This window comes from Bifidobacterium sp. M0353, from assembly GCF_016100645.1.
GTDB lineage: Bacteria > Actinomycetota > Actinomycetes > Actinomycetales > Bifidobacteriaceae > Bombiscardovia > Bombiscardovia choladohabitans.
Genome location: NZ_JACFSB010000001.1, coordinates 1,293,506 through 1,316,710, shown reverse-complemented (window position 1 = coordinate 1,316,710; position 23,205 = coordinate 1,293,506). Strand labels below are relative to the sequence as shown.

Annotated in this window: 20 protein-coding genes and 4 tRNA genes; 18 read left to right on the top strand and 6 right to left on the bottom strand. The window is 60.8% G+C overall.

All coding sequences use genetic code 11. The features are described from left to right. Nucleotides 1-100: 100 nt before the first annotated feature. From nrdI to rpmG, 7 genes are all read left to right on the top strand, one after another. On the top strand, nucleotides 101-598 hold the full coding sequence (gene nrdI, locus H3V04_RS05560; protein WP_015022389.1) for a class Ib ribonucleoside-diphosphate reductase assembly flavoprotein NrdI: 498 nt from the start codon (nucleotides 101-103) through the stop codon (nucleotides 596-598). A gap of 51 nt (nucleotides 599-649) precedes the next feature. Next, nucleotides 650-2,845: a class 1b ribonucleoside-diphosphate reductase subunit alpha gene (gene nrdE, locus H3V04_RS05555; protein WP_198187456.1), complete on the top strand. Its 2,196-nt coding sequence runs from the start codon at nucleotides 650-652 to the stop codon at nucleotides 2,843-2,845. Nucleotides 2,846-3,015: 170 nt separating this feature from the next. Continuing rightward, complete coding sequence (gene nrdF / locus H3V04_RS05550; RefSeq protein WP_029678084.1) at nucleotides 3,016-4,011, top strand: class 1b ribonucleoside-diphosphate reductase subunit beta; 996 nt, start codon at nucleotides 3,016-3,018, stop codon at nucleotides 4,009-4,011. A 116-nt stretch (nucleotides 4,012-4,127) separates the two neighbouring features. Next, nucleotides 4,128-4,209, top strand: a tRNA-Tyr gene (locus H3V04_RS05545). A gap of 1 nt (nucleotide 4,210) precedes the next feature. Next, a tRNA-Thr gene (locus H3V04_RS05540) sits at nucleotides 4,211-4,282 on the top strand. Nucleotides 4,283-4,286: 4 nt separating this feature from the next. Next, a tRNA-Met gene (locus H3V04_RS05535) sits at nucleotides 4,287-4,360 on the top strand. 46 nt (nucleotides 4,361-4,406) lie between these two features. Further along, entirely contained in the window at nucleotides 4,407-4,574 is a 168-nt protein-coding gene (rpmG, locus tag H3V04_RS05530; RefSeq protein WP_015022386.1) for a 50S ribosomal protein L33, read from the top strand. 137 nt (nucleotides 4,575-4,711) lie between these two features. On the opposite strand, the gene H3V04_RS05525 is transcribed toward rpmG, so the two are convergent. Next, on the bottom strand, nucleotides 4,712-6,043 hold the full coding sequence (locus H3V04_RS05525) for an O-acetylhomoserine aminocarboxypropyltransferase/cysteine synthase family protein (protein ID WP_198187455.1): 1,332 nt from the start codon (nucleotides 6,041-6,043) through the stop codon (nucleotides 4,712-4,714). Between the two features lie 302 nt (nucleotides 6,044-6,345). On the opposite strand from H3V04_RS05525, the gene H3V04_RS05520 reads away from it, so the two are divergent. Further along, nucleotides 6,346-7,578, top strand: a complete 1,233-nt coding sequence (locus H3V04_RS05520; protein WP_198187454.1) for an FAD-binding protein — start codon at nucleotides 6,346-6,348, stop codon at nucleotides 7,576-7,578. A 30-nt stretch (nucleotides 7,579-7,608) separates the two neighbouring features. Here the strand turns inward: H3V04_RS05520 and H3V04_RS05515 are convergent, their stop codons facing one another. Then, nucleotides 7,609-7,803 carry a hypothetical protein gene (locus H3V04_RS05515; protein ID WP_198187453.1) on the bottom strand — a complete coding sequence of 65 codons (195 nt, stop codon included), beginning with the start codon at nucleotides 7,801-7,803 and terminating at the stop codon, nucleotides 7,609-7,611. A gap of 74 nt (nucleotides 7,804-7,877) precedes the next feature. On the opposite strand from H3V04_RS05515, the gene H3V04_RS05510 reads away from it, so the two are divergent. Further along, nucleotides 7,878-9,323 carry a tagaturonate reductase gene (locus tag H3V04_RS05510; RefSeq protein WP_198187452.1) on the top strand — a complete coding sequence of 482 codons (1,446 nt, stop codon included), beginning with the start codon at nucleotides 7,878-7,880 and terminating at the stop codon, nucleotides 9,321-9,323. Nucleotides 9,324-9,666: 343 nt separating this feature from the next. Here the strand turns inward: H3V04_RS05510 and H3V04_RS05505 are convergent, their stop codons facing one another. Both H3V04_RS05505 and H3V04_RS05500 read right to left on the bottom strand, forming a co-directional pair. Then, nucleotides 9,667-10,794, bottom strand: coding sequence for a mannonate dehydratase (locus tag H3V04_RS05505; RefSeq protein WP_198182953.1), 1,128 nt, complete (start codon nucleotides 10,792-10,794; stop codon nucleotides 9,667-9,669). Nucleotides 10,795-10,867: 73 nt separating this feature from the next. After that, nucleotides 10,868-12,511 (bottom strand): mannitol dehydrogenase family protein, encoded by a 1,644-nt coding sequence (locus tag H3V04_RS05500; RefSeq protein WP_198182951.1) that lies wholly within the window; start codon nucleotides 12,509-12,511, stop codon nucleotides 10,868-10,870. 247 nt (nucleotides 12,512-12,758) lie between these two features. Between H3V04_RS05500 and H3V04_RS05495 the strand changes: the two genes are divergently transcribed. From H3V04_RS05495 to dapC, 5 genes are all read left to right on the top strand, one after another. Then, nucleotides 12,759-13,790, top strand: coding sequence for a LacI family DNA-binding transcriptional regulator (locus tag H3V04_RS05495; protein ID WP_198182949.1), 1,032 nt, complete (start codon nucleotides 12,759-12,761; stop codon nucleotides 13,788-13,790). A gap of 200 nt (nucleotides 13,791-13,990) precedes the next feature. Next, complete coding sequence (gene uxaC, locus H3V04_RS05490; RefSeq protein ID WP_198182947.1) at nucleotides 13,991-15,397, top strand: glucuronate isomerase; 1,407 nt, start codon at nucleotides 13,991-13,993, stop codon at nucleotides 15,395-15,397. 163 nt (nucleotides 15,398-15,560) lie between these two features. Beyond that, nucleotides 15,561-17,084 (top strand): amino acid permease, encoded by a 1,524-nt coding sequence (locus H3V04_RS05485; protein WP_198182946.1) that lies wholly within the window; start codon nucleotides 15,561-15,563, stop codon nucleotides 17,082-17,084. Nucleotides 17,085-17,141: 57 nt separating this feature from the next. Further along, entirely contained in the window at nucleotides 17,142-17,459 is a 318-nt protein-coding gene (gene fdxA / locus H3V04_RS05480; protein WP_015022367.1) for a ferredoxin, read from the top strand. A 70-nt stretch (nucleotides 17,460-17,529) separates the two neighbouring features. After that, nucleotides 17,530-18,696 carry a succinyldiaminopimelate transaminase gene (gene dapC / locus H3V04_RS05475; protein ID WP_198187451.1) on the top strand — a complete coding sequence of 389 codons (1,167 nt, stop codon included), beginning with the start codon at nucleotides 17,530-17,532 and terminating at the stop codon, nucleotides 18,694-18,696. Here the strand turns inward: dapC and dinB are convergent. After that, nucleotides 18,680-19,951, bottom strand: coding sequence for a DNA polymerase IV (gene dinB, locus H3V04_RS05470; RefSeq protein WP_198187450.1), 1,272 nt, complete (start codon nucleotides 19,949-19,951; stop codon nucleotides 18,680-18,682). The two genes, dapC and dinB, sit on opposite strands and share 17 nt — an antisense overlap. A gap of 227 nt (nucleotides 19,952-20,178) precedes the next feature. On the opposite strand from dinB, the gene H3V04_RS05465 reads away from it, so the two are divergent. Further along, a tRNA-Ser gene (locus tag H3V04_RS05465) sits at nucleotides 20,179-20,268 on the top strand. A 228-nt stretch (nucleotides 20,269-20,496) separates the two neighbouring features. Here H3V04_RS05465 and H3V04_RS05460 read toward each other — a convergent pair. Continuing rightward, nucleotides 20,497-21,159, bottom strand: coding sequence for a YigZ family protein (locus tag H3V04_RS05460; RefSeq protein WP_198187449.1), 663 nt, complete (start codon nucleotides 21,157-21,159; stop codon nucleotides 20,497-20,499). 113 nt (nucleotides 21,160-21,272) lie between these two features. On the opposite strand from H3V04_RS05460, the gene H3V04_RS05455 reads away from it, so the two are divergent. From H3V04_RS05455 to rpsI, 3 genes are all read left to right on the top strand, one after another. Then, nucleotides 21,273-21,905 (top strand): AbrB family transcriptional regulator, encoded by a 633-nt coding sequence (locus tag H3V04_RS05455; protein ID WP_198187448.1) that lies wholly within the window; start codon nucleotides 21,273-21,275, stop codon nucleotides 21,903-21,905. Nucleotides 21,906-22,108: 203 nt separating this feature from the next. Then, nucleotides 22,109-22,558: a 50S ribosomal protein L13 gene (gene rplM, locus H3V04_RS05450; RefSeq protein ID WP_198180442.1), complete on the top strand. Its 450-nt coding sequence runs from the start codon at nucleotides 22,109-22,111 to the stop codon at nucleotides 22,556-22,558. Between the two features lie 20 nt (nucleotides 22,559-22,578). Beyond that, entirely contained in the window at nucleotides 22,579-23,070 is a 492-nt protein-coding gene (gene rpsI, locus H3V04_RS05445) for a 30S ribosomal protein S9 (RefSeq protein WP_015022361.1), read from the top strand. Nucleotides 23,071-23,205 lie beyond the last annotated feature (135 nt).

The window sequence follows — 23,205 nt, the reverse complement described above, 5'->3', positions numbered from 1 at the left end:
ATAGTAGTTCAGGCTCGCGCTGGGCGGGTTCTGATCGGTCCGTCCTCAGGGCGGGCATCACCGTCAAGACAGGCTCTGGATGGCCTGATCAGGAGGAAGCATGGAGCAACAGCAGACCGCCGGGACTGATTCGGAGCTCAGCGCTCCCGAGTTCGCCGCCCAGGGCCAGCGCCTGGGGGCCGTGGTCTACTTCTCGTCGGCCTCGCGCAACACCGCCCGGTTCATCGCCAACTGCCATTTGGACGACGAGGGGATTGACGTCTTCCGCATCCCTCTGAGGCCCAAGGATCCGCCGCTCAACATTCGGCAGCCCTACATCCTGATCGTCCCCACCTATGGGGGAGGATCGGCCAAGAAGGCGGTCATGCCGCAGATCAAGCGCTTTCTGAACGACCCGGCCAACCGGGCCGGCATCCGCGGGGTCATCGCCTCGGGCAACACCAACTTCGGGGAGGCCTTCTGCATGGCGGGGGACATCATCTCCCGCAAGTGCAATGTGCCCTTCCTCTACTATTTCGAGCTCATGGGCACCAAGGAGGACCAGGAGAAGGTCCGCCGCGGGGTGGTGGATTTCTTCCGCAACCACCCCGAGTCCTGAGCCGATTTCATTACACGTATCATCACTGCCATATTCATGAAAGGACACCCGATGGGAGCAAACGAGGACACGTCCCTGGCCCTGGACAGGACCGCATCCGAGGATGAGGAGACCTTCGACCCGGCTCACGACTACCATGCCCTGAACGCCATGCTGAACCTGTACGACAAGGACGGCAGGATCCAGTTCGACAAGGACCACGAGGCCGAGCGCCAGTACATGGACCGGCACGTGGGGCCCAACACCATGACCTTCCCCTCCACGGCCGAGCGGATCGCCTACCTGGTGGACCACGAGTACTACGACCGGAAGGTCTTCGAGCGCTATACCCCTGAGTTCCTGGACAGGATCTACAGGCATGCAGCCGAGAGCGGCTTCGAATTCGAGACCTTCCTGGGCGCCTTCAAGTTCTACACCTCCTACGCGCTGAAGACCTTCGACGGCAAGCGCTACCTGGAGGACTTCCCCCAGCGCTGCGTGGCCGTGGCCCTGGAGCTGGCCGACGGGGATGAGCAGGCAGCTATGAAGTACACGGATGAGATCATCTCCGGCCGCTTCCAGCCCGCCACCCCGACCTTCCTGAACCTGGGCAAGGCCCAGCGCGGCGAGCCGGTCTCCTGCTTCCTGGTGCGCATCGAGGACAACATGGAGTCCATCTCCCGCGGCGTCAACGCCGCCCTGCAGCTGTCTAAGAGGGGCGGCGGCGTGGCCCTGCTGCTCAGCAACCTGCGCGAGATGGGTGCACCCATCAAACACATCGAGAACCAGTCCAGCGGCGTGGTCCCGGTCATGAAGCTCCTGGAGGATTCCTTCTCCTACGCCAACCAGTTGGGTGCCCGCCAGGGTGCCGGCGCCGTCTACCTGTCGGCCCACCACCCCGATATCATGCGCTTCCTGGACACCAAGCGGGAGAATGCGGACGAGAAGATCCGCATCAAGTCCCTGGCCCTGGGCGTGGTCATCCCCGACATCACCTTCGAGCTGGCCAAGCGCAAGGAGCCCATGGCCCTCTTCTCGCCCTACGACGTGGAGCGGGTCTATGGCAAGCCCTTCGCCGACATCTCCATCACCGAGCACTATGAGGAGATGGTCAAGGACAAGCGAATCCACAAGAAGTACATCGATGCCCGTGACTTCTTCATGACCCTGGCCGAGATCCAGTTCGAGTCCGGCTACCCCTACATCCTCTTCGAGGACACGGTCAACAAGGCCAACCCCATCGACGGCCGGATCACCATGTCCAACCTCTGCTCGGAAATCCTGCAGGTCCAGGAGCCCAGTACCTACTCCGAGAACCTGAACTACGAGCATATCGGCCGTGACATCTCATGCAACCTGGGATCCCTCAACATCGCCAAGGCCATGGACGGCGGCCTGGCCGACACGGTCGAAACCTCGGTGCGGGCCCTGACCTCCGTCTCCGACCACACCAACATCGAGGCCGTCCCCTCAATCAAGCGGGGCAACGACGAGGGCCATGCCATCGGGCTGGGTCAGATGAATCTCCACGGCTTCCTGGCCCGCGAGGGCATCCACTATGGGTCCGAGGAGGGGCTGGACTTCACGGACATGTACTTCATGACCGTGGCCTACCACGCCTACAGGGCCTCCCATGCCCTGGCCGTGGAGCGGGGGAAGGCCTTCGCCTCCTTCGCCAAGTCCGACTATGCCAAGCCGGCAGGGCAGGGGAACTACTTCGACAAGTACACCGAGGGCAGCCGTTCCCTGGAGCCCAGGACCCAGCGGATCAAGGACCTCTTCGACCAGTACCAGGTCCACATCCCCACGGTGGATGACTGGAAGGAACTCCAGGCGGCCATCCTCAAGGACGGCATCTACAACCAGAACCTCCAGGCCGTCCCGCCGACCGGGTCCATCTCCTACATCAACCACTCCACCAGCTCCATCCACCCGATCGCCTCCAAGATCGAGATCCGCAAGGAGGGCAAGATCGGGCGCGTCTACTACCCGGCCCCCTACATGACCAACGAGAATCTGGACTACTTCGAGGACGCCTACGAGATCGGCTGGAAGAAGATCGTGGATACCTACGCCGAGGCCACCCAGCATGTGGACCAGGGGCTCTCCCTGACCCTCTTCTTCCCCGACACGGCCACCACCCGCGACCTGAACAAGGCTCAGATCTACGCCTGGCGCAAGGGGATCAAGACCCTCTACTACATCAGGATCCGCCAGCAGGCCCTGGAGGGCACCGAGGTCGAAGGCTGCGTCAGCTGCATGCTCTAAGGCAACTGTCCCAAGGCATATGCAATCACTGGTCGGTGCCGTCTTTGAGGGCGGCACCGACCCTTTGGTATCCACATCCACAGGTCGGGTCCGTCCATGCGGTAGACTGACGGTCCTGTCAGGATCCGCATCGTACTGTCGAACACCCATCCAACAAGGAGCAATCAACCATGGTCCCACCCATTTCCATTCCCCGGCAGCCGCTGAAGCTGATCGACCGGGTCTCCGCCATCAACTGGAACCGTCTGGAGGACGAGAAGGACCTGGAGGTCTGGGACCGTCTGACCGGCAACTTCTGGCTGCCCGAGAAGGTTCCCGTCAGCAATGATCTGCCCTCCTGGCAGGCCATGAGCGAGGAGGAGCACACCCTGACCATGCGGGTCTTCACCGGGCTGACCCTTTTGGACACCATCCAGGGGACCGTGGGCGCCGTCAGCCTGATCCCGGATGCGCTGACCCCCCATGAGGAGGCGGTCTACACCAACATCGCCTTCATGGAGTCGGTCCATGCCAAGTCCTACTCCTCCATCTTCTCCACCCTGGCCTCCACACCTCAGATCGACGCCGCCTTTGAGTGGAGCGAACACAACGAGTTCCTCCAGCGCAAGGCACAGATCGTCCTGGACTACTACGAGGGTGACAACCCCTTGAAGCGTAAGGTGGCCTCCACCCTGCTGGAGTCCTTCCTCTTCTACTCGGGCTTCTACCTGCCCATGTACTTCTCCAGCCATGCCAAGCTGACCAACACGGCCGACCTGATCCGTCTGATCATCCGGGACGAGGCCGTGCACGGCTACTACATCGGCTACAAGTACCAGAAGGGGCTGGCCAAGGTTTCCGACTCCGAGCGTCAGGCCATGAGCGACTACACCTATGAGCTCCTGGGAGACCTGTATGACAACGAGGTGGAATACACCGAGAGCCTGTACTCCGGGGTGGGCCTGGTGGAGGACGTCACCAAGTTCCTGCGCTACAACGGCAACAAGGCCCTGATGAACCTGGGCTATCCCGCCCTCTTCCCATCGGACACCACCGATGTGAATCCTGCCATCATCGCCTCGCTGAGCCCCAATGCCGACGAAAATCACGACTTCTTCTCCGGCTCGGGCTCCTCCTATGTCATGGGCAAGGCTGTGGAGACGGACGACGACGACTGGGATTTCTGACCTGTCTGTCCCGCTCTGACACGGAAGACACGACGTTGGAGCGGGACTTGCGGAAAACGGAAAAACATGTCATTATAGGCAAGTTGCCGTACGGAGCTCCGGTTCTAGTGCGGCATGGCGGATTTCCCAAGCGGTCAAAGGGAGCTGACTGTAAATCAGCCGCGTAATGCTTCAGAGGTTCGAATCCTCTATCCGCCACGCCTCGGTAGCTCAGTGGCAGAGCACTTCCTTGGTAAGGAAGAGGTCGTGAGTCCGATTCTCACCCGAGGCTCTCTGGCGGGGTAGCTCAGCTGGCTAGAGCGTACGACTCATAATCGTAAGGTCAAGAGTTCGAGTCTCTTCCTCGCTACTGTGGCCGACATACGTCGGTCGTGCAACGACTATAGAGGTGAACCATGGCAAAAGCCGCAGATATCCGTCCTGGCATTACGCTGGCGTGCACCGTGTGCAAGGAGCGTAATTACATTACGACCAAGAACCGTCGTAACACTCCTGACCGTCTGGAGCTCAAGAAGTTCTGCCCCCGTTGCGGCAAGCATACCCTGCACCGGGAGACCCGCTGAGTTCTTCCCGTCTTTTGGCTTCATCGGAACCCGACCATCTGGCCGGGTTCTTTTTTATACAAAGGTCCTTCCGTGTGCGAATCCGCCTACATGCCCGCCCTGCGTTACGGGTTTTGCGACATAGGGGGGCTCAGCCTTCAGAGAGTGTCCTGGAAGGCGGCTGCAAAGGCCTGATCCAGGTCGGCGATCAGGTCGCCCGGGTTCTCCAGGCCCACGGAGATTCGTATCAGATCGTCGCCCACACCGGCGCTGAGGCGGTAGGGGCCTGGAACCTCCCTGTGGGTGATCCTGGCCGGGTCCACAATCAGGGTGCGGCAGTCGCCGATGTTGGGCATGTAGCTCATGAGACGTACCGAGTCCACGATGCGCTTGACCTGCTCATAGCCTCCCTGGACCTTGAAGGAGAGGATCGTGCCGACGCCCTTGGGCAGCAGGGTCGAGGCCAGGCGGTCCTGCTGGCCTGTATCGCCCTGGTGTCGGCCCTCGGGGATGCCCGAATAGTTGACCTGCTCCACCTGGGGAATGGTCAGCAGGTGGCGGGCCAGGATTGTTGCGGTCTTTACCTCGGTGTCGACCCGCTGTGCCAGGGTCTCAAGGCCGGTCAGCTGCAGGTAGGCGGTGAAGGGGCTCATGACCGCCCCGAAGGTGTGCAGGTACTTGGTATGGACCCTGTGCAGGAAGGCCATCCTGCCGAAGGCATCCAGAAAGCTGACCATGGACCCATGCCGCTCGTCGCTGATGATCAGTTCGGGCTGGCTCATCTGCGGGAAGCGGCCGTTGCCCCAGTCGAACCGTCCTGCATCCACGATGACCCCGCCCAGGGCGTTGCCGTGGCCGCTGATCCCCTTGGTGGTCGAGTGGACGACGATGTCGGCACCGAAGTCGATTGGGTTAAGCAGGTATGGCGTGGGCACCGTATTGTCGATGATCAGGGCCAGCCCATGCCGGTGGGCCAGTTCGGCCAGGCCGGGAATGTCGGCGATGGCTGTGGACGGATTGGCCACGGATTCGGCGAAGATGGCCCTGGTGTTGTCCTGGATCAGGGATTCCACGGCGTCAAGGTCGTTGATGTCGTCCACGAAATCCGTCTCAATGCCGAAGTTGGGGAAGAAGGTCTTCATGGCATCCACGGAGGTCCCATAGAGATCGACCGGGGAGATCAGCCTCCCGCCGCCCTCGGCTGCACACATGAGGGCTGACGAGACGGCGGCCATCCCCGAGGCCATGGCTACAGCCCCCTTGCCCCCCTCCAGACTGGCCAGGCGGTCCTCCAGGACCTTGACCGTGGGGTTGGCCAGGCGGGAGTATGAGAATCCTTGAATTTCGCCGGCGGCCAGGGCATCTCCCCGGTCGGCGGTGACCATGTCAAAGGCAGCCGACTGGTAGATGGGCACGCTGGCTGCCCCTCCGCCCTGGCTTTGACAGTCATAGCCGTCATGGACGGCTTTTGTCGCAAATCCTTTGCTCATGACGGTCCACTCCTCTGAATGTGGCCTGGATGCCCGCGTGCTTCACGAATCATCAAACCCGTTTTCGGATGCCGAGACAACGGTGCCTCTATAGGCGTTCCTTATAAGAGGTTATTCATCCTCCGCCGTCCTTGTCGGTATGCATCGGCTGACTGGAGTCAAATCAAGAGAACCTACCTGCGTGTGGTTGTGTTTTGCTTTTGTCTGCTGTAATTCACCGAATCGAGCCATCAGATCAGAGGGCCGCTAGGCAAGAAGGGCCCCAGATCAGACCTGTCACCTGCGATGATACAGTGAAAGACATGCCAGAAGCAGTCACGGTCAACATCTCAACTCCGACATTTGCTGATATCACCACCATGGGTGTGGGAGGACGTATTGCAACCTTTGCTCAGCCGCATGACAGGGTCGGGCTGATCGAGGCTGTGGAGGGGGCTGATTCCAAGGGACTGCCCCTCTGCCTGATCGGCGGGGGATCCAACCTGCTTGCCTCTGACCAGGACTTTCCCGGCGTGGTTGTGCGTGATACCCGTCAGGACATCAGCGTGCCTGACGAGGTGGCCCCGCCTGAGGGTGGAGTTCCCGTCGTCCATATCAACGCCACGGCTGGGACCAACTGGGATGACCTGGTCTCCTACTGCGTGCGCATGCATCTAATCGGGCTGGAGGGCCTATCCGGCATCCCAGGGACTGTCGGGGCCTCGGTGGTCCAGAACATCGGCGCCTATGGCCAGGAGGTCGGGCGTCTTGTCGACTCGGTCGAGGTATGGGATCGCCAGGACAAGGTCACCGCCTATCTGCAGGCATCGGATCTGGATTTCGGATACAGGACCTCCCTGCTCAAGCAGACCATGTACCAGGCGCCGGCTGTGCCCGATGCACGGTTCTTCCCCACGCCCCGCTACGTGGTACTTTCTGTCACCCTGGTTCTGCGACACGGGTCCGCCGCTCAGGTGGGTTCGGCCCAGCTTGCCAAGGTCCTGGGCGTGGAGCCAGGAGCAACACTTCCCCTGGAGCGGATTCGACAGGCGGTTCTGACCGTCAGAGCAGGCAAGGGTATGCTGGAGGATCCATACCGATACCTGACCGACTGGATGGGATCATGCCGTCGAACCTCCGACCTGGAAGAGGCTCTGGAGGCGCTCCAGGGTGACCTTCATGGCCCCAGGGGCGAAAGGGTGCTGCTTGACCGTCACAGCTGCGGGAGTTTCTTCACCAATCCGATCATCAGTCGTGAGGCCGCGGATGCCCTGCCGGCTGAAGCCCCGCGCTATCCTGTCGAGGGTTCGGCAATGGTCAAGACCTCAGCGGCTTGGTTGATTGATCATTCAGGCTTCCACAAGGGCTTCGCCTTGGAAGAGGGGGCGGCTGCCGCTCTGTCCGACGTGCACACGCTGGCCTTGACCAACCGGGGAGGTGCCGGCTCAGACGATATGGTGGCCTTGGCCCGTGCCATACAGAAAGGCGTGAATTCCACCTTCGGCATCCACCTGATTCCCGAGCCCGTCACCCCAGGCATCGACTTGGCCTGGTAGCCCCTGCTCCAAGCTCCTTTCTTCCGACCCTCAGATCGATTCGAAGATCTGAGGGTCTGTTTTTGAAAAGTGCCCATCAACAATGCCGAGACAAGCAACGGCTGGCAACATATTCCTCCGCCATCCTTCTATTGCATAGCTTGGAAACATCAATGGGCGAATCGGACCGTCATCCGCCTTGTCGCTGGTTGAAACAGACCTGTCGGATCCATCGGTCCTGGTCATGGAAGGAATAGTATGGCGGTTCCCATGACATAGCGGTCGGCGGGCGCGAGGCAAAAGGACGGAAAGGGAGCAATGTGGAAAGACTGCAGGAAGCAGTGGCCATACATCTGGGATTGACCAGTCCAGAGGCAGCTCGACGACCCATCAGGATCATCCAGTTCGGTGAGGGCAATTTCCTCAGAGGATTTGTTGAGTGGATAGTGCAGCAGCTCAACAACAAGGGCGTGTTTGGGGGAAACGTAGCAGTGGTCCAGCCCCGTGAAAACGGCAGAGTCCAAGCCTTGGAGGACCAGGAAGGGCTCTATACAGTCATTCTGGAAGGTCTCAAGGATGGACAGCCGGTCCGCAGTCATGAGCTGATCGACTCCATCGGCAAGACAGTCAACCCTTACCAGGACTGGGATGGGTTTCTGGCTCTGGCCGATGATCCTGATACGCAGATCATCGTCTCCAACACGACCGAGGCAGGCATTGCCGTCAACGATGGGGATAAGGTCACGGACCAGCCGCCAGCCGGGTATCCGGCGAAGTTGGCCCATCTGCTCAAGCGTAGGTTCGACAGGTCCATGCCAGGCTTCCTGATTATGCCCTGCGAGCTTATCGCCGACAACGGTCCGGCCCTGCATCGGGCTCTGATAAATGTCGCCGAACGGTTCGGATGGGGCAGGGACTTCATTGACTGGCTCGATCGGGAGAACACTTTCGTATCAACACTTGTGGATCGGATAGTCCCCGGCTATCCGCGCGAAGATGCCCAGGAGCTTTGGGAGATGCTGGGCTACGAGGACCAGAACATGGTCGAGGCCGAGCCCTTCCTGCTCTGGGTCGTGGCCGGCGACCAGACCGCCCAGTGCAAGGTCGATGAACTGCTTCCCGCGCGGAAGGTCGGAATCGACCTGGTGACCTGTGATGCCGTCCAGCCCTACCGTGAGCGCAAGGTTTATCTGCTCAACGGCCCTCATACCACCATGGCCCAGGTGGCCCGTCTGGCCGGATTCAAGACCGTAGGACAGGTCATGGGCGATAAGACCATGCGTTCCTTCATCACCCGCGAGATGGAGGAGGAGATCATCCCCGTTCAGACCCTGCCCAGGGAAGGGCTGGAGAGCTTCGCTGCTGCGGTTCGTGAGAGGTTCGACAACCCCTTTGTCCAGCATTCTCTGGATTCCATAGGGTTGAACTCGGTCTCCAAATTCGTCTCCCGTCTTCTCCCGCTGGTTACGGCCAACGTAAATCGGGGGAGTGGGCTTCCGGAACGGATCGTCCTGGCGCTGTCCTGCCTGTTGTGGACCTATGGCGGCAAGGCCGGTGATGCTGTGAATATCCAGGATGATCAAAAAGTCATTGATGCCTTCCGCGAGGCTGCTGGTCAGGCTGACTTTGTCAACCGGATTCTTGCTGATTCCTCCATTTGGGGCCATGACCTGACCAGGATCGCAGGGCTGGGGGAGGCCGTCCGGCAGAACCTGGACGATTTGGCCGACCGGGGCGTCCAGCCCTTGATTGACCGATTGGCATGAGCCTTCAAGGCAATTTGATTCTCGCATTGCAGGTATGTCGGCTTTCCAAGGTTGGGAGAAGCTTCCCTCAAGGCATAGCCCTGACGGGAATATCGAAAAAGTGTCTGATGCCAGGTTGGGTTTGCGATTGACCCAGACTGGCTCAGACACCTTCTTATTGTTCAGGATTTCTTCTGCTTCACCTTCGGGCCAGCTTCGCTTTCAGGTCTGGTTGGTCGCCGGAAGAGGCTTGTCTTGACGAATGAGACCAGGCAATAAGCTGCTAAAGCGGCCGCAAAATGAGAAATATAAAGGCCCCCTTGCCGAACAGCATGGCAAGGGGGCCTTGCTTGATTGCGTTTCATCAACGGTTGTATCGGAAAGCGTCCCAGACTCCAAGCAGATACTGGATGCCCATGGCGCGGTCGTAAAGGCCGTAGCCTGGCCGCGGTCTGCCGGCTTCCGTGTTCTCATTCCATAGATGCCGTCCGTGGTCGGGGCGGATGTAACCTTGGTAATCAGCCTCGGCGTAAGCGTTCATGATGCCGACGGTGTCCACGTTCCCCTCGCAGGCGCGGTGGCCCACCTCGTAGAATGAGCCCTGCTCGTCGGTGAACCGGATATTGCGCACATGGCTGAAGTAGATCCTGTCCATGAAGGTCTTGACTGCATCCACGGCGTCGTTGCCTCTTCTGGATGAGAAGGATCCCAGGCACAGGCACAGTCCGTTGCAGGGGCTGGGGTTCAGGTCGAGCACTCGTTGGATTCCCTTCTTGCTGGAGACCACGCGTGGCCAGCCGAACAGGTCGAAGGCAGGGTCGTCGGGGTGGACGGCCAGCTTGACCCCGTAGCGCTCGCAGGTGGGGATCACGGCATCCAGGAAGTACTTGTAGTTGGCGTACATCTGTTCGTGGCCCATTCCCTGATAGGCCTCCATCAGTTCAGGCAGATGGGCAAGCCGCTCAGGTTCCCAGCCAGGCACAGTCAGGGATCCGGCCCCCTTCAGGGTTTCGTCGATGATGCCCTGCGGGCTGAGCTTGTCCACCTGGTGTTGGTTGTAGTAGAGGGCTGTGGACCCGTCTGGACAGGGGTGGAACATCTCCGTGCGCAGCCAGTCGAAAACCGGCATGAAGTTGTATGTGACGACTTTGACCCCGGCCTTGCCCAGGTTGGCCACGGTCTCGATATAGGCGTCAATGGCCTGGTCACGGCTCATCCCGAGGACCGTCGAACCGGTCTTGATGGATTCGTGAACGTTGACCGACTCAACCACGTCGGCGTTGAAGGTCTTGGTTATGCCTGCCGCTTGATCCCTGGCAGACAACCCGGTGATTGTCGCCATGGCCTCTTCGATTTCGTCGGGCTGCCAAACCTCGCCGGCCTGTTTATGGTGGAGGGACCAGACAATGGTCTCCACCCCCGGAATCTGACGAATATCATCGAGGCTGATGGTGTCGTTGCCCTCTCCATACCAGCGGAATCCCATGTGCATGATGTTCTCTCCTTACATTCGAATCGGGGGAACCCCGTCATTGCCTGCCTTGACCAGTCAGTAGATACCGAGGTCACCAGGCGCTTGCAGCTTTGTGGAGTGTGTTGGCGACGGCGCCGGTGCCCTGGCACATGGCGGCCAGGAGGGTCTCGATTTTGTCGGCCAGCGGGGTGGCGTTCAGATCGGTTCCGAAGATGGAGGTATCGGCCAGGATGGACTTGATGGTCGCCGCCAGGGTCTCCTTCCTGGCTGATCCATCGAGTGGGATGTCGACCATAATCCTTTGAAGCTCTTCCAGACGTGGGTCTGGGCTCAGCTTGACCAGCTGCCCGGCATCGTCGGTTCCATGGCCATCCGAGCCGATCAGCAGCCGCAGCCAGGCTGCGATGATCAGCGGGATGGCTTCCAGATCGGCCGTGTCAAGATCCCGGGATCGGATGTACTTGCTGATGGTGATTCCGTACCTGACCGGAATCTTCTGCGAGGTGTCGGCGCAGATGCGTGCCGGTGTATCGGGCAGGCCAGGATTGGGAACCCTGATTTCGATGACTTGGCGAAGGAATTCCCTGGGGGAGAAGATGCCCGGATCCTCGACCACAGGCAACCCTTCCACATAGCCCAGCCGGGTGGCCAAGGCTTTGAGGTCCGGGTCGGCGACGGTCTTCGACATGGTCGGATACCCCAGGAGCATACCGAAGACGGCCAAGGCTGTATGCAGGGGATTCAGGCAGGTGGTGACCTTCATCTGGTCGGCGGCGTTGACCGTATCCTTGTCGGCCATGTAGACCCCTGCTTTCTCCAGAGGCGGGCGGCCTGCAGGGAAGTCGTCCTCAACCACCCAATACCAGGTCTCCTCGGTGTTGGCATAGGGGGCCATAGCGGTTCCGCCCCTGGTCCGGAAGGGTTCCGCATCGGCGATGCCCAGAGCCTTGAGTCGGCGACCCACTTCCGCGTCTGGGTTGGGAGTGATTCTGTCGATCATGGTCAGCGGGAAGGTGATCTTGCCCTCGTCCCTGAGGTAGTCTCCGAAACCTTTTTCGGCAAGGTCCCTCTCTATCCACTCGTCGGCCATCTGCCTGACGGCTTGGCCGAACCGCTCTCCGTTTTGTGAGAAGTTGTCGGTGCTGACCAAGGCCAGGGGGAGGGCGCCTGCCCGGTAACGTTCCAGCAGGAGTGTTGTGATGACTGCTATGGCGCTTTTGGCCTTTGCGGGCCCTCTTTCGAACTCCGGAGCGATCCACGGCAGCGGCTGGCCCAGGGAGTCGGCCAAGGCATAGCCCTTCTCGGTGATGGTCGCGGTGACCATCTGAAGACTGGGATTGCGGAAGACCTGCTTCAGATCATGCATCGGCTCCGGATCCTCGCCCAGCGGGTAGGCGCCAGCAACAGATGCGACCAACGAGGTTTTCATGGACCCATCCGCTTTCAGGATAACCTGAAGATAGCGGTCGTCAAAGGGGGTGTAGGCCTGGTCGATGATGGCAGGGTCGAAGGATTCGGCCGCCAATATGCCCCGGTTGGTGGCGCCTGAATCCAGAAGTTGTTGGGCAATAGGGGCGTGAACCGCCCTGAAGAGGTTCCCTGCTCCGAAGTGGACCCAGGTAGGCGAGCGCCTGGTTGCCTGGCGCATGGCCTCGATGTCGTAGGTCGGCAGGGTCACGCCCGCCTTCTGCCAGGCTGCGGTCTGATTATGCATATCGTCGTTCAGGTGAAGCATCGGTGTCTTCCTTTATGAAAAGAACCATTCCGCGGAGACCAGGCGCACCCGCTTGACCCCCTGCTTGCGAACCTACCCAAGTCAGAGCTTGTGCGACTTCGGAGTTGCCGTTTGTTTCCCACCAGACTGTTGTCCGCTGTAATGGGCAGTGGGGAATTTCTTATACTTGGAAGCTAAGAAGTACTCGGCCTCGTTGGCCTGCATTTCATGCGCCACGGGGCTCAGAAGGGAAGGCTGATACGGATAGATGAAGACCGAGGCAGATTCGGATGACGACTCCTCCAAGGGCAGCCGCCGCATCACCATATATGATGTGGCCCGCCAGGCCGGTGTGTCTCCTTCAACGGTCTCGCGCACCTTTTCGCGTCCGGATCGGGTCAGCATTTCGACCGCTCGGATGGTTCAGCGGGTCGCTGATTCGCTGGGTTATCACAGCGACATGGTCGACAGCAGGTCAGACTCCCAGGGCAGGGGGCTGGTGGCGGTCATTGTGCCCGACCTGGGCAATCAGTTTTTCACAGGCGTCATCCGCAATATCCAGGACGAGTGCGAGCGTTTCCACTTCGAAACCCTGATTCTTGATACGCGGGAGTCCATCACCAGGGAGCGCAGGATCATCGATGCGGTCGCCCCCGTGGTCTCGGGAATCATCCTGGTCTCCCCTAGGATGCCCGATGCCATGATCCGCAAGTGCGCCCAGCTGCGTCCTCTGGTCAGCGTCAACCGTAATGTTCGGGGCGTCTCCAGCATCAGCATCGACTCGTCCAAGGGGGCATGCCAGGCGGTCGATTACCTGCACTCATTGGGGTTCCGGAGTCTTACGTATTTGGACGGGCCGGCTGCCTCCTGGTCAGGTGGCATACGGTGGCGGCACATCTTCAATGAGGGTGAGGCCAAGGGGATGAACGTCAAGCGCTCGCTGCCTTGCGCCCCCACCTTTTACGGAGGCTATTCCTTTGCCGAGAAGTATCTGGCGAATCCTACGGGAGCGGTCATTGCCCACAACGACTTGATGGCGATAGGCCTGATCGTGGCCTTAAGAAGGCTTGGTTGCAAGTGCCCTCGCGATGTCTCGGTCATCGGGTTCGACAACGACATCATGTCCATGGTGAGCAGTCCGCCTCTGACCACCATTCATATGTCCCTTTCGGTCCTTGGGCGGGGGGCCGCCGATCTCCTTATACAGCGCCTTTCCGGAGCCGTCCTGTCTGCAGCTCCGACGGTTCCGGCCCGTCTGATTATCAGACAGAGCACGGGCAAGGCTGCGTCAGCTTCCTGATCGGGGTAGTTCCCGACAAGTCATGGCAACATCATGCTGAGCCTTTTCGGGCGCGCATAGGCTGAACAAGAGCATATGCGAGTTCCGATTGTGTGAATGCCTCGCCGGTCTCCTGGTCTGCACAGGAGGATTTTGGGCATCGTGGAAATTCGGATGCCGGACTTGCTGTTTTCGACTAAGGAGTTTCTAAGGAGTTTGTAGTGGCTTTCCTGGATGACGATTTTCTTCTCGGGACGCAACTGTCTCGGGAGTTGTTTCATGACGTAGCTGAGAAACTTCCCCTGGTGGATTATCACTGCCATCTGCACGCCAGGGAGATCTATGAGGACCTCAATTTCGATAATATCGTCGATGCCTGGCTGACCGATGGCCACAATTATGGAGACCACTATAAGTGGCGGCTGGAGAGGGCCAATGGCGTTCCGGAACGGCTGATCACCGGTGACGGCGACCCTTGGGACAAATTCATGGCTTATGCCCGGACCATGGAACAGGCTGTGGGCAGTCCGGTCTATCTGTGGACGCACATGGAGCTGCGGAGGTACTTCGGTATCTGCGAACCCCTGACCACCAAGACCGCCAAGTCCATCTTTGACCAGACCAACGAGCAGCTGGCCACTCCGGACTTCTCAAGAAGAGCGCTTCTGCGTCGCATGAACGTCAAGGTGGTCTGCACCACGGATTCCCCTGAGGACAGTCTGGAGTACCACGATCGATTCGCCAAGGAGGGGGAGCCCTTCAGGATGGTTCCCGCCTTCCGCCCGGATGCGGCCCTCAAACCGACGGCCAAGGGGTATGGCGAGTGGATCGGCACAATGGAGTCAGTCTGCGGCAAGCCAATCAATGACTTCAGCGATCTGATCGACGCTCTGCGTGATCGGGTGGACTACTTCCATCAGCATGGTTCCAGACTCTCCGACCATGCGGTCGATGCGGTGGAGTTCGCTCCGGCGACTGCCGAGCAGTTGGATGCCATCTTCACCAAGGCCAGGGCCGGGTCAGCGCTGGACAGGCTGGAACAGGCCCAATACCGTGCAGCCCTCCTCCTTGAGCTCATGCGGATCTACAAGGATAAGGGCTGGACCATGCAGCTCCATCTTCATGCCAGCCGCAACAAGAATTCGACAGCCTTCCAGCGGCTGGGAGCCGACACGGGCTACGATGCCATGGCGGACGGTTCGGTGGCCGCCCCCCTCGCGGCCCTTCTTGACCAGGCGCAGAGCTCGAACACCCTGCCTCGGACTATCGTCTATTCCCTCAATCCCAACGATTACATGGCCATAGCCACTGACCTGGGCTGCTTCGGCGGCGATGATCGGGGCCAGCTTCAGTTGGGCAACGCCTGGTGGTTCAACGACACCGTCACCGGGATGCGCCGCCAGCTTGAGGTTCTGGCGGAAACCTCGCTCCTGGGCAATGCGGTAGGAATGACTACGGACTCCCGCAGCTTCCTGTCCTTCCCCAGGCACGAGCTCTTCCGCAGGGTGCTCTGCGGGATTCTGGGCGACTGGGCAGCCCAAGGCGTCATTCCTGATGACGAGGAGTATCTTGCCCCTCTGGTCCGCGCGGTCTCCTATGAGAACGCCCTGGCCCTTTTTGAGAGCTGACGCGCAGGTCAGCGGAAGCCTACGGCTTGCCCCAGGTGGTTCCGGTCGTGCTCCCCAACGGGTAGTATCCCGAAATGGGCAAAGTCCGGACTTGTGTATTCCCATCTCCTATAGTGATGGGCCGGAGGAGCTTACGGCACAATAAGTCACGATTGGGAGCAGAATGGAATTATTCAGGAAGAAATCGGTTGAACAGACCCTGGCAGAGACCGGGGAGGAAGGCAGGTCGCTCAAGCGGACGCTGACCACCTGGGACCTGGCCATCATGGCCGTCGCAGTGGCCGTGGGCGCCGGTATTTTCTCGGTGGGTGCCCAGGCGGCGGCCTTCCATGCGGGCCCGGCCGTCATCATCTCCTTCGTCATTGCAGGCATCGTCTGCGCGGCAGCCGTCATGTGCTACGCGGAGTTTGCCTCCATGATCCCTGTTTCAGGCTCGGCCTACACCTTCACCTACAACACCATGGGCGAACTGGTGGCCTGGATCATCGGCTGGGACCTGATTCTGGAGATGCTCATGGCAGCCTCGGTCATCTCCAAGTACTGGGGCGTCTACCTGAATGACTTCATCCATCTGATGGGCGGCACCTCGTTCAGCTCCAGCTTCCATCTGGGCGGCGTGGACGTGGATCTGGCCCCGCTGGCGGTCGTCACGCTCTTCACCGTCCTGCTGGTCCTGGGCACCAAGCTTTCCGCCCGGTTCGACGGCGCCTTGACCGTCCTCAAGATCGGCATCGTGGTCTTCGTCATCGTGGTGGGCTTCTTCTACGTCAAGTTGGACAACTACCGGCCCTTCATCCCGCCTTCCGAGCCGGCCTCGGCTGTTCCGGGTGCCAGCGTGCCGGGAATCATGGGCCAGCCGCTCTGGCAGTGGGTTTCGGGCATGCAGCCCACCATCTACGGTGTCCCTGGCATCCTCTCAGGTGCTGCTCTGGTCTTCTTCGCCTTCGTGGGTTTCGATATCGTCGCCACCACCTCCGAGGAGGCCAAGGAGCCCCATAAGACCATCCCCCGTGGAATCGGCCTGGGCATGCTGATCGTCATCACCCTGTACATCCTGGTCGCCATCGTCACCACCGGCATGGTCTCCTACAAGGACCTGGCCAAGGCCAAGAGCCCCTCCCTGGCCACTGGATTCGAGATGGTCGGCGCTCCCTGGGCTGCCAAGATCATCTCCTTCGGCATCGTGGTGGGGCTGACCACCGTGGTCATGGTCCTCCTGCTGGGGCTGACCCGCATAGTCTTCGCCATGAGCCGCGACGGGCTCCTTCCACGTGCCCTGTCCCGCACCGGCCGTCATGGCACGCCGGCCCGCATTCAGATCCTGGGCGGCATCGTGGTAGCCGTGGTGGCCTCCTGCTTCCCCATAGACGTCCTGTCCGACATGGTCAACATCGGCACGCTCTCGGCCTTCCTGCTGGTGGCCATCTCCCTGCCCATCATGCGCAAGCGCCGGCCTGACCTGCCTCGGTCCTTCAAGATGCCCGGCAACCCCTGGGTGCCCATTCTGATCGCCCTGGCCTGCCTCTGGCTGATGCTCAACCTGACCGTGCTGACCTGGATTCGATTCGTGGTCTGGCTGGCTGCAGGCCTGGCCATCTACTTCGGCTATTCCTACCGGCACTCCCTGCTCGGCCGTCATCAGCTCAGCGGGAAGATATCCCAGGCCACCCAGGCCGGTCTGGACTGACCTGGGGCGTCTGCGCTGCAGTGTAGAGTGAATACTCGCATACTCAGGAGGTAACCCATGACCTACGTCATCGCTCAGCCCTGCGTGGACGTCAAGGACAAGGCCTGCGTGGACGAATGCCCGGTGGACTGCATCTACGAGGGCGTCCGTTCGCTCTACATCAACCCCAACGAGTGCGTGGACTGCGGAGCCTGCGAGCCGGTCTGCCCGGTGGAGGCCATCTTCTACGAGGACGACCTGCCCGAGGAGTGGACCTGGTACAAGGACGCGGCGACTGATTTCTTCGCCCAGGTGGGGGATGCCGGCGGCGCTGCTGCGGTCGGGCCCTACGATCACGATCCGGAGGGTGTGGCAGCCCTGCCACCCAACAAGTAGTCGATAAAGGCTGACGAGCCGCGGATGGGAGCCATCCCTCCGCGGCTTATTCATAGGAGAAAGGCGGGCCATGGGTTTCCACTCTTTCGAATCCCCCTACGACTGGTCAAGGATTGACTCTTTCCGGCGGCGTGCTGAGCAGTGCCCCGGCGGTATGGTCGACCTGTCGGTGGGTTCGCCGGTGGATCCTGTACCCAGGTCCGTCAGGGATGCCTTGACTGCGGCTTCGGATGATGGCCAGGCACGGGGTTATCCGAAAACCGCCGGTGATGGTCCCCTGAGGCAGGCCGCGTCCGACTGGTTCCGTCGTCGCCGGGGGGTCGATCTGGATGCCATTGGCGCGGATCTGGTGCCCACGGTCGGATCCAAGGAGGCGGTGGCGCTCATGGCCTCCCTTCTGCACCTGGGACCGGGGGACCGAGTGGTGCAGCCGAAGGTATCCTATCCCACCTATGCCATCGGAACCCAGCTGGCCGGGGCCCAGGTGACGACCGTGGATGATCCGGCTGATACGGATTCATGGGTGGATCTGCCCGGCGTGCGAGCAATATGGGTCAGTTCGCCAGGCAACCCCAGTGGGCGGATCATCGACCGAGCTGGGTTGGCTAAGATCGTGCGGGCGGCCCGTTCGATAGGGGCTATGGTCCTGAGTGACGAGTGCTATGCCATGTTGGATTGGTCAAGACCCGCCCAAGCCGGGCAGAATGCGCCGATTCCGGCCTCGCCCTGCATCCTGGAGCCACAAGTCTGTGGCGGCGATGCCAGCGGGATACTTTGCCTGTACTCGCTGAGCAAGCAGTCCAACATGGCCGGCTATAGGGCAGCCCTCGTGGCCGGAGACGCTCATCTGGTGGAGGCCATGACCGCCTACCGCAAACAGGTGGGACTGATTGTGCCAGGTCCGGTACAGCGGGCCATGCAGGCCGCTCTGGAGGATGTCGAGGCTGTGACGGCCCAGCGGGAGGTCTACGCCCGTCGCCTGCGAGCCTTGGCTCAAGCTCTGAGGGCTTACGGGTATGAGGCCGTCATGCCCCAAGGCGGCCTTTATATCTGGACGCAAGCCCGTTCGGGTGATTGCTGGGCGGATATGGCTGACCTGTCCCGTATGGGGATCCTGGCCAGTCCTGGGGAGTTCTACGGGGATGGTCGCCGTTTGCGATTCTCGTCCACCATATCTGACGAGCAGCTGGAGCTGGCCCTGGAGCGTTTGCGTACCGGCCCTAAAGACCCATGCTGACTGAACCCTTGCCGTAGCGGCTCCTGATGGAGTCCATAGTGGCCTCTGCCTGATCCAGGCGCTGGGCCTCGCTGCCGGTGTGACGTTTGCTCTCGCGCATGATGTCATCCAAGGATGGCTGGATTGGGGTATCCTCCACCCGGCTCAGACCGGATGCGCTGACACCGGCTAAGCGAATCAGCCGGGGCAGGGGGGTGTCCATGGGCGCGCCCTCGGGCAGCCCCAACATGGCCTTGAGCAGTCCGACCGCCTGCGGATAGATTCGATTGGCTGAGTTGACCGGTGTTTCCAAGGTATGGGCCTTGGTCATATAGCGCAGATCATCAAAGCGCAGTTTGACGGTGATGGTCCGGGCGACCAGGTCATGCGCTCGCAGTCCGGTGGCCACCTCGTTGCTGCAGACGCGCAGGAGGTCGCAGACCTGCTTCATGCTGGTGGTGTCGTGTAGAAAGGTACGTTCTGCGCCCAGGGATTTCTCAGGTGCTCGTGGCTGGACCGGATCGTCGTCCAGCCCGTGGGAGGCCTGTGCCAGCTTCCTGGCTGTAAGGCTCGAGCCTGTGGCCCGAGTCAGGTCGCGCTCGCTCATGCTAGCCAGATCAGCCACATCCTTGACGGCCCAGTCGTTGAGCCGCTTCTCCAGGGCGGGGCCGATGCCGGGAATGCCGCGCAGGGGCATCAGCTGGACGAACTCGGCCTGCCTGGCCTTGGGAATCAACAGCATTCCGTCGGGCTTGGCGTTGGTCGAGGCCATTTTGGCCACCAACTTGTTGGTAGCGATGCCTACTGAGCAGGTGACGTGGAACTGACGGGCCACGCTGGCTCGGATCCACCGGGCTATGGCTGTGGGCTTGCCCCAGCGTATGAGCGCTCCTGACACATCCATGTAGCATTCATCCACCGAGACTTGCTCGATCTGATCGGTGATCTGTGAGAAAACCGTATCAAATATCCGTCGTGAGATGTTCCGGTAATAGGTCATGTCAACCGGGAGGAAGATCCCTTGAGGGCACAGTCGCCTGGCGCGTGCCAAGGGCATGGCCGAATTGATGCCGAAAGCCCTGGCCTCATAGCTGGCCGCGGAGACCACTGCACGACGTCCAGTGCCGATGATGACCGGTCGGCCCTGCAGTTGCGGGTGCCGGGCTACTTCGCAGGAGGCGTAGAAGGCGTCCATGTCAATGTGCAGCACTGTGCAGCCGCTCTCGTCATGCCCCCAGTCCTTCTTGGCGGCTGCAAGCCTTGGCGCTGTACTCATAGCTCTATGATATAAGGCGACACCGGAGGAATGTGTAATACATTATTCTCAGAATTCAATTCTGAGGAAAGAATCATTTTTCTGATTTTTATCCAAGAAAATGAAACAGGTCTGTTCTCCGATTCATTGGGTCCGCCTGCTCCGGCGAGTCAGATCAGTCAATCATGGTATTCTATTGTTTTGTTCTCGAAACTTTGGGATCAAGTCTCCGGTTCGGGAGCCAGCATGGAGACGTGCCTGAGTGGCCGAAAGGGGCACCCTGCTAAGGTGTTGACTGCGCAAGCGGTCCAGGAGTTCGAATCTCCTCGTCTCCGCCAGATGGCCGGTGATCGCTGATTCTGGACGATCATCGGCCTTATCCATTGTTAAGGGATTCATCACTAGCAGAGTCGTTGCCAAGGGCGTTTATTTCCATATTCTTTCTTTGCGAAGCTCAGGTCTGGAAAAATGCCAGTCCGCGTGGCGGTAGACCGACGGTGTCTGGCAGGCATCTGTATGACAGGGAAAGCCGCAGCCGAGTAAGGTTGCACGGACCGTCCGGGCGATCATGAGGCAGACGAAGCCTGGTCTTTCGACAGGGGAATCAGCCTGCGGCCTTCGCCCAGTGCACTGGGCTGGGCCCGGCCCTGCAGAAGGTCATCCAGTCGGCCATGAAAGGCCGGTGCCTCTGCAGGCTCCAGATCGTAGGTCAATCGGACCCTATCGGTGAAGTCTTCAGTCTCCACGTGCCCACCAGAGGCGCGGATCAGACGGCGCAGGGGATCGTACTCCGGGTAGTCCACAGTGATTGTGAAGCGCTGCGTCGGGAGCACGCGTGCCGATCTCGCCGCCTTGAGCGCAAGGGAGGCTGCCGAGGAATAGGCCCGGATCAACCCCCCTGACCCGAGAAGGATTCCCCCGAAGTATCGGGTCACAGTCAGGACGCAGTCGGTCAGTCCCTGCCGACGCATGACCTCAAGTATGGGCTTGCCGGCCGTTCCGGAGGGCTCCCCGTCATCGCTCATGCGCTCGCTGGTGCGGCCCTCGGGTCCCCATATCGCGCAGTGGCAGACGTGCCGGGCCTTGGGGTGCTGCAAGCGGACCTCCTGGACGAAGGCCATGGCCGTCTCCTGATCCTCCACATGGCAGGCCTGGCCGATGAATTCGGACTTGCGCTCGATCAGAGAGCCTGTGGCCGGTTTCTGCGGCGTATCCAGTATGGTGAGCAAATCGGCTTGCCTCCTATGCCTCTTGTCTCCTCGGTTCCCTCGTCATCTCCATGCTAGAGGGGATCGGATCCCTGGCCGAGTCCGTTATCACGGAGACGACCTAAGCTGGCTGCATGACCAATCCCCAGGACCCACCGGAAACCGAATCACCGTCAACCGGCAAGCCCCACGAGGCCCTGACCGTTTTCTACGAAAGGCTCAGGCACTCCACGGATACGGCCGAGCTGCACGAATTCGCCCGCAGTCCCCTGCCCGACAAGTCCGATCAGGCCGCCTTCTCCCGCTTTACGGCACTGCTGGAAGCCGTGGCCGGCAACGAGCACACGCCGGTGGAGGACAGGATCTACCTGGCGAAGACCATGCCCTTCCCCAATATCCTGGTCAGGCTCTCCCAGGATTCCAGCACGGAGGTCCGTCGGGCGGTGGCCGCCAACAAGGACGACAAAAACTGGCTGGCCGGTCTGCTCACCAAGGACGAGGATGCCGGAGTCAGGGCTGCTGCGCTGACCAACCCCATGACATCCTGGAAGATGCGCCTGGAGGGCGCCCAGGACGAGCGCACCGACGCTGACACCCTGGACTTCCTGGGGGCGCTGGGCACTCGCGATGAGCGGGATGCCCCCCATGTGCTGGCTGCCATGGTGCGCCGGGCCGTGGCCCTGAATCCCAACACCGGGCAGGCCACCCTTGATGCCCTGCGCAAGGACCCGGACGGGCAGGTGGCACGGGCAGCAGCCTCCCGCTGAGACCGGGGCCGACGCGAATTTTGACGAACGGCACTCAGGCGTTACAATAATGGATTGTTGTGTTTCCCTAAGGGGTCCTCAAAGCGCTTTTCCCACTCGCCGTCTAGGACTTTAAGGGAGCCCACGGAATACACGGCTTTCGGCCGGCATGGCAGCATGCGGCGCGGAGAGCCCGAAACACAATGCAAGGAAAAGGTTGAATCGTGAAGACTTTCACCCCGAAACCAGCCGATCTGACACATGACTGGTATATCGTCGACGCCTCCGGTGTGGTGCTGGGACGTCTGGCATCCCAGGTGGCCGATCTGCTGCGCGGCAAGAACAAGCCCACCTATGCGCCCTATGCCGACTCCGGCAACAACGTCATCGTCATCAACGCGTCCAAGATGGTGCTGACGGGCAACAAGAGCGACAAGGTGCTCTACACCCACTCCGGCCGTCCCGGCGGTCTGCGCCGCGACTCCTACGGGCAGTTGATGGAGCACAACCCCGAGCGCATCATCATGACGGCGGTCAAGGGCATGCTGCCCAAGAACAAGCTGGCCAAGGTCCAGCTGACCAGGCTGCGCGTCTTCGCAGGCGAGGAGCATCCTCACACCTCGCAGCAGCCCATTGAGTACAAGATCCATCAGGTCGCCCAGCAGGCCAAGTAGGACCAGAGGAGATAATCACCATGGCTGACAACAACAACAGCTCCGCGGTTCTTGAGGCCGAGGAGACCAGCGCTTCCTACACTTCCGAGACCAACGCCGGTGCAGGCACCGGCACCTCCGCAATCGAGCCGGGCTATGGCACCGGCCGCCGCAAGGAGGCAGTCGCTCGTGTCCGTCTGATCCCGGGCTCCGGCAAGTGGAGCATCAACGGGCACACCCTGGAGGAGTACTTCCCCAGCAAGCTGCACCAGCGCGAGGTCAACTCGCCCATCGTGCTGCTGAAGCTCGAGAACAAGTTCGACGTGGTTGTGCGCGTCGAGGGCGGCGGCGTGACCGGCCAGGCCGGCGCAGTCCGTCTGGGCGTTGCACGCGCCCTGAACGCCATCGATCGGGACGCCAACCGTCCTGCCCTGAAGAAGGCCGGGTTCCTGACCCGTGACGCCCGCGTGGTGGAGCGCAAGAAGGCCGGTCTGCACAAGGCCCGCCGCGCTCCTCAGTTCTCCAAGCGCTGACGTTCGCAGCTTCTTCCATCCCCAAGGTCCTCACGGACCTCGGGGATTTTTTCATGCCCGGATTCATGACTGGACGGCCCAGTCTGAAGCGAACGCCAAAACGCACGTTGCGGTGCGGAAAATGACCAGGAAAGC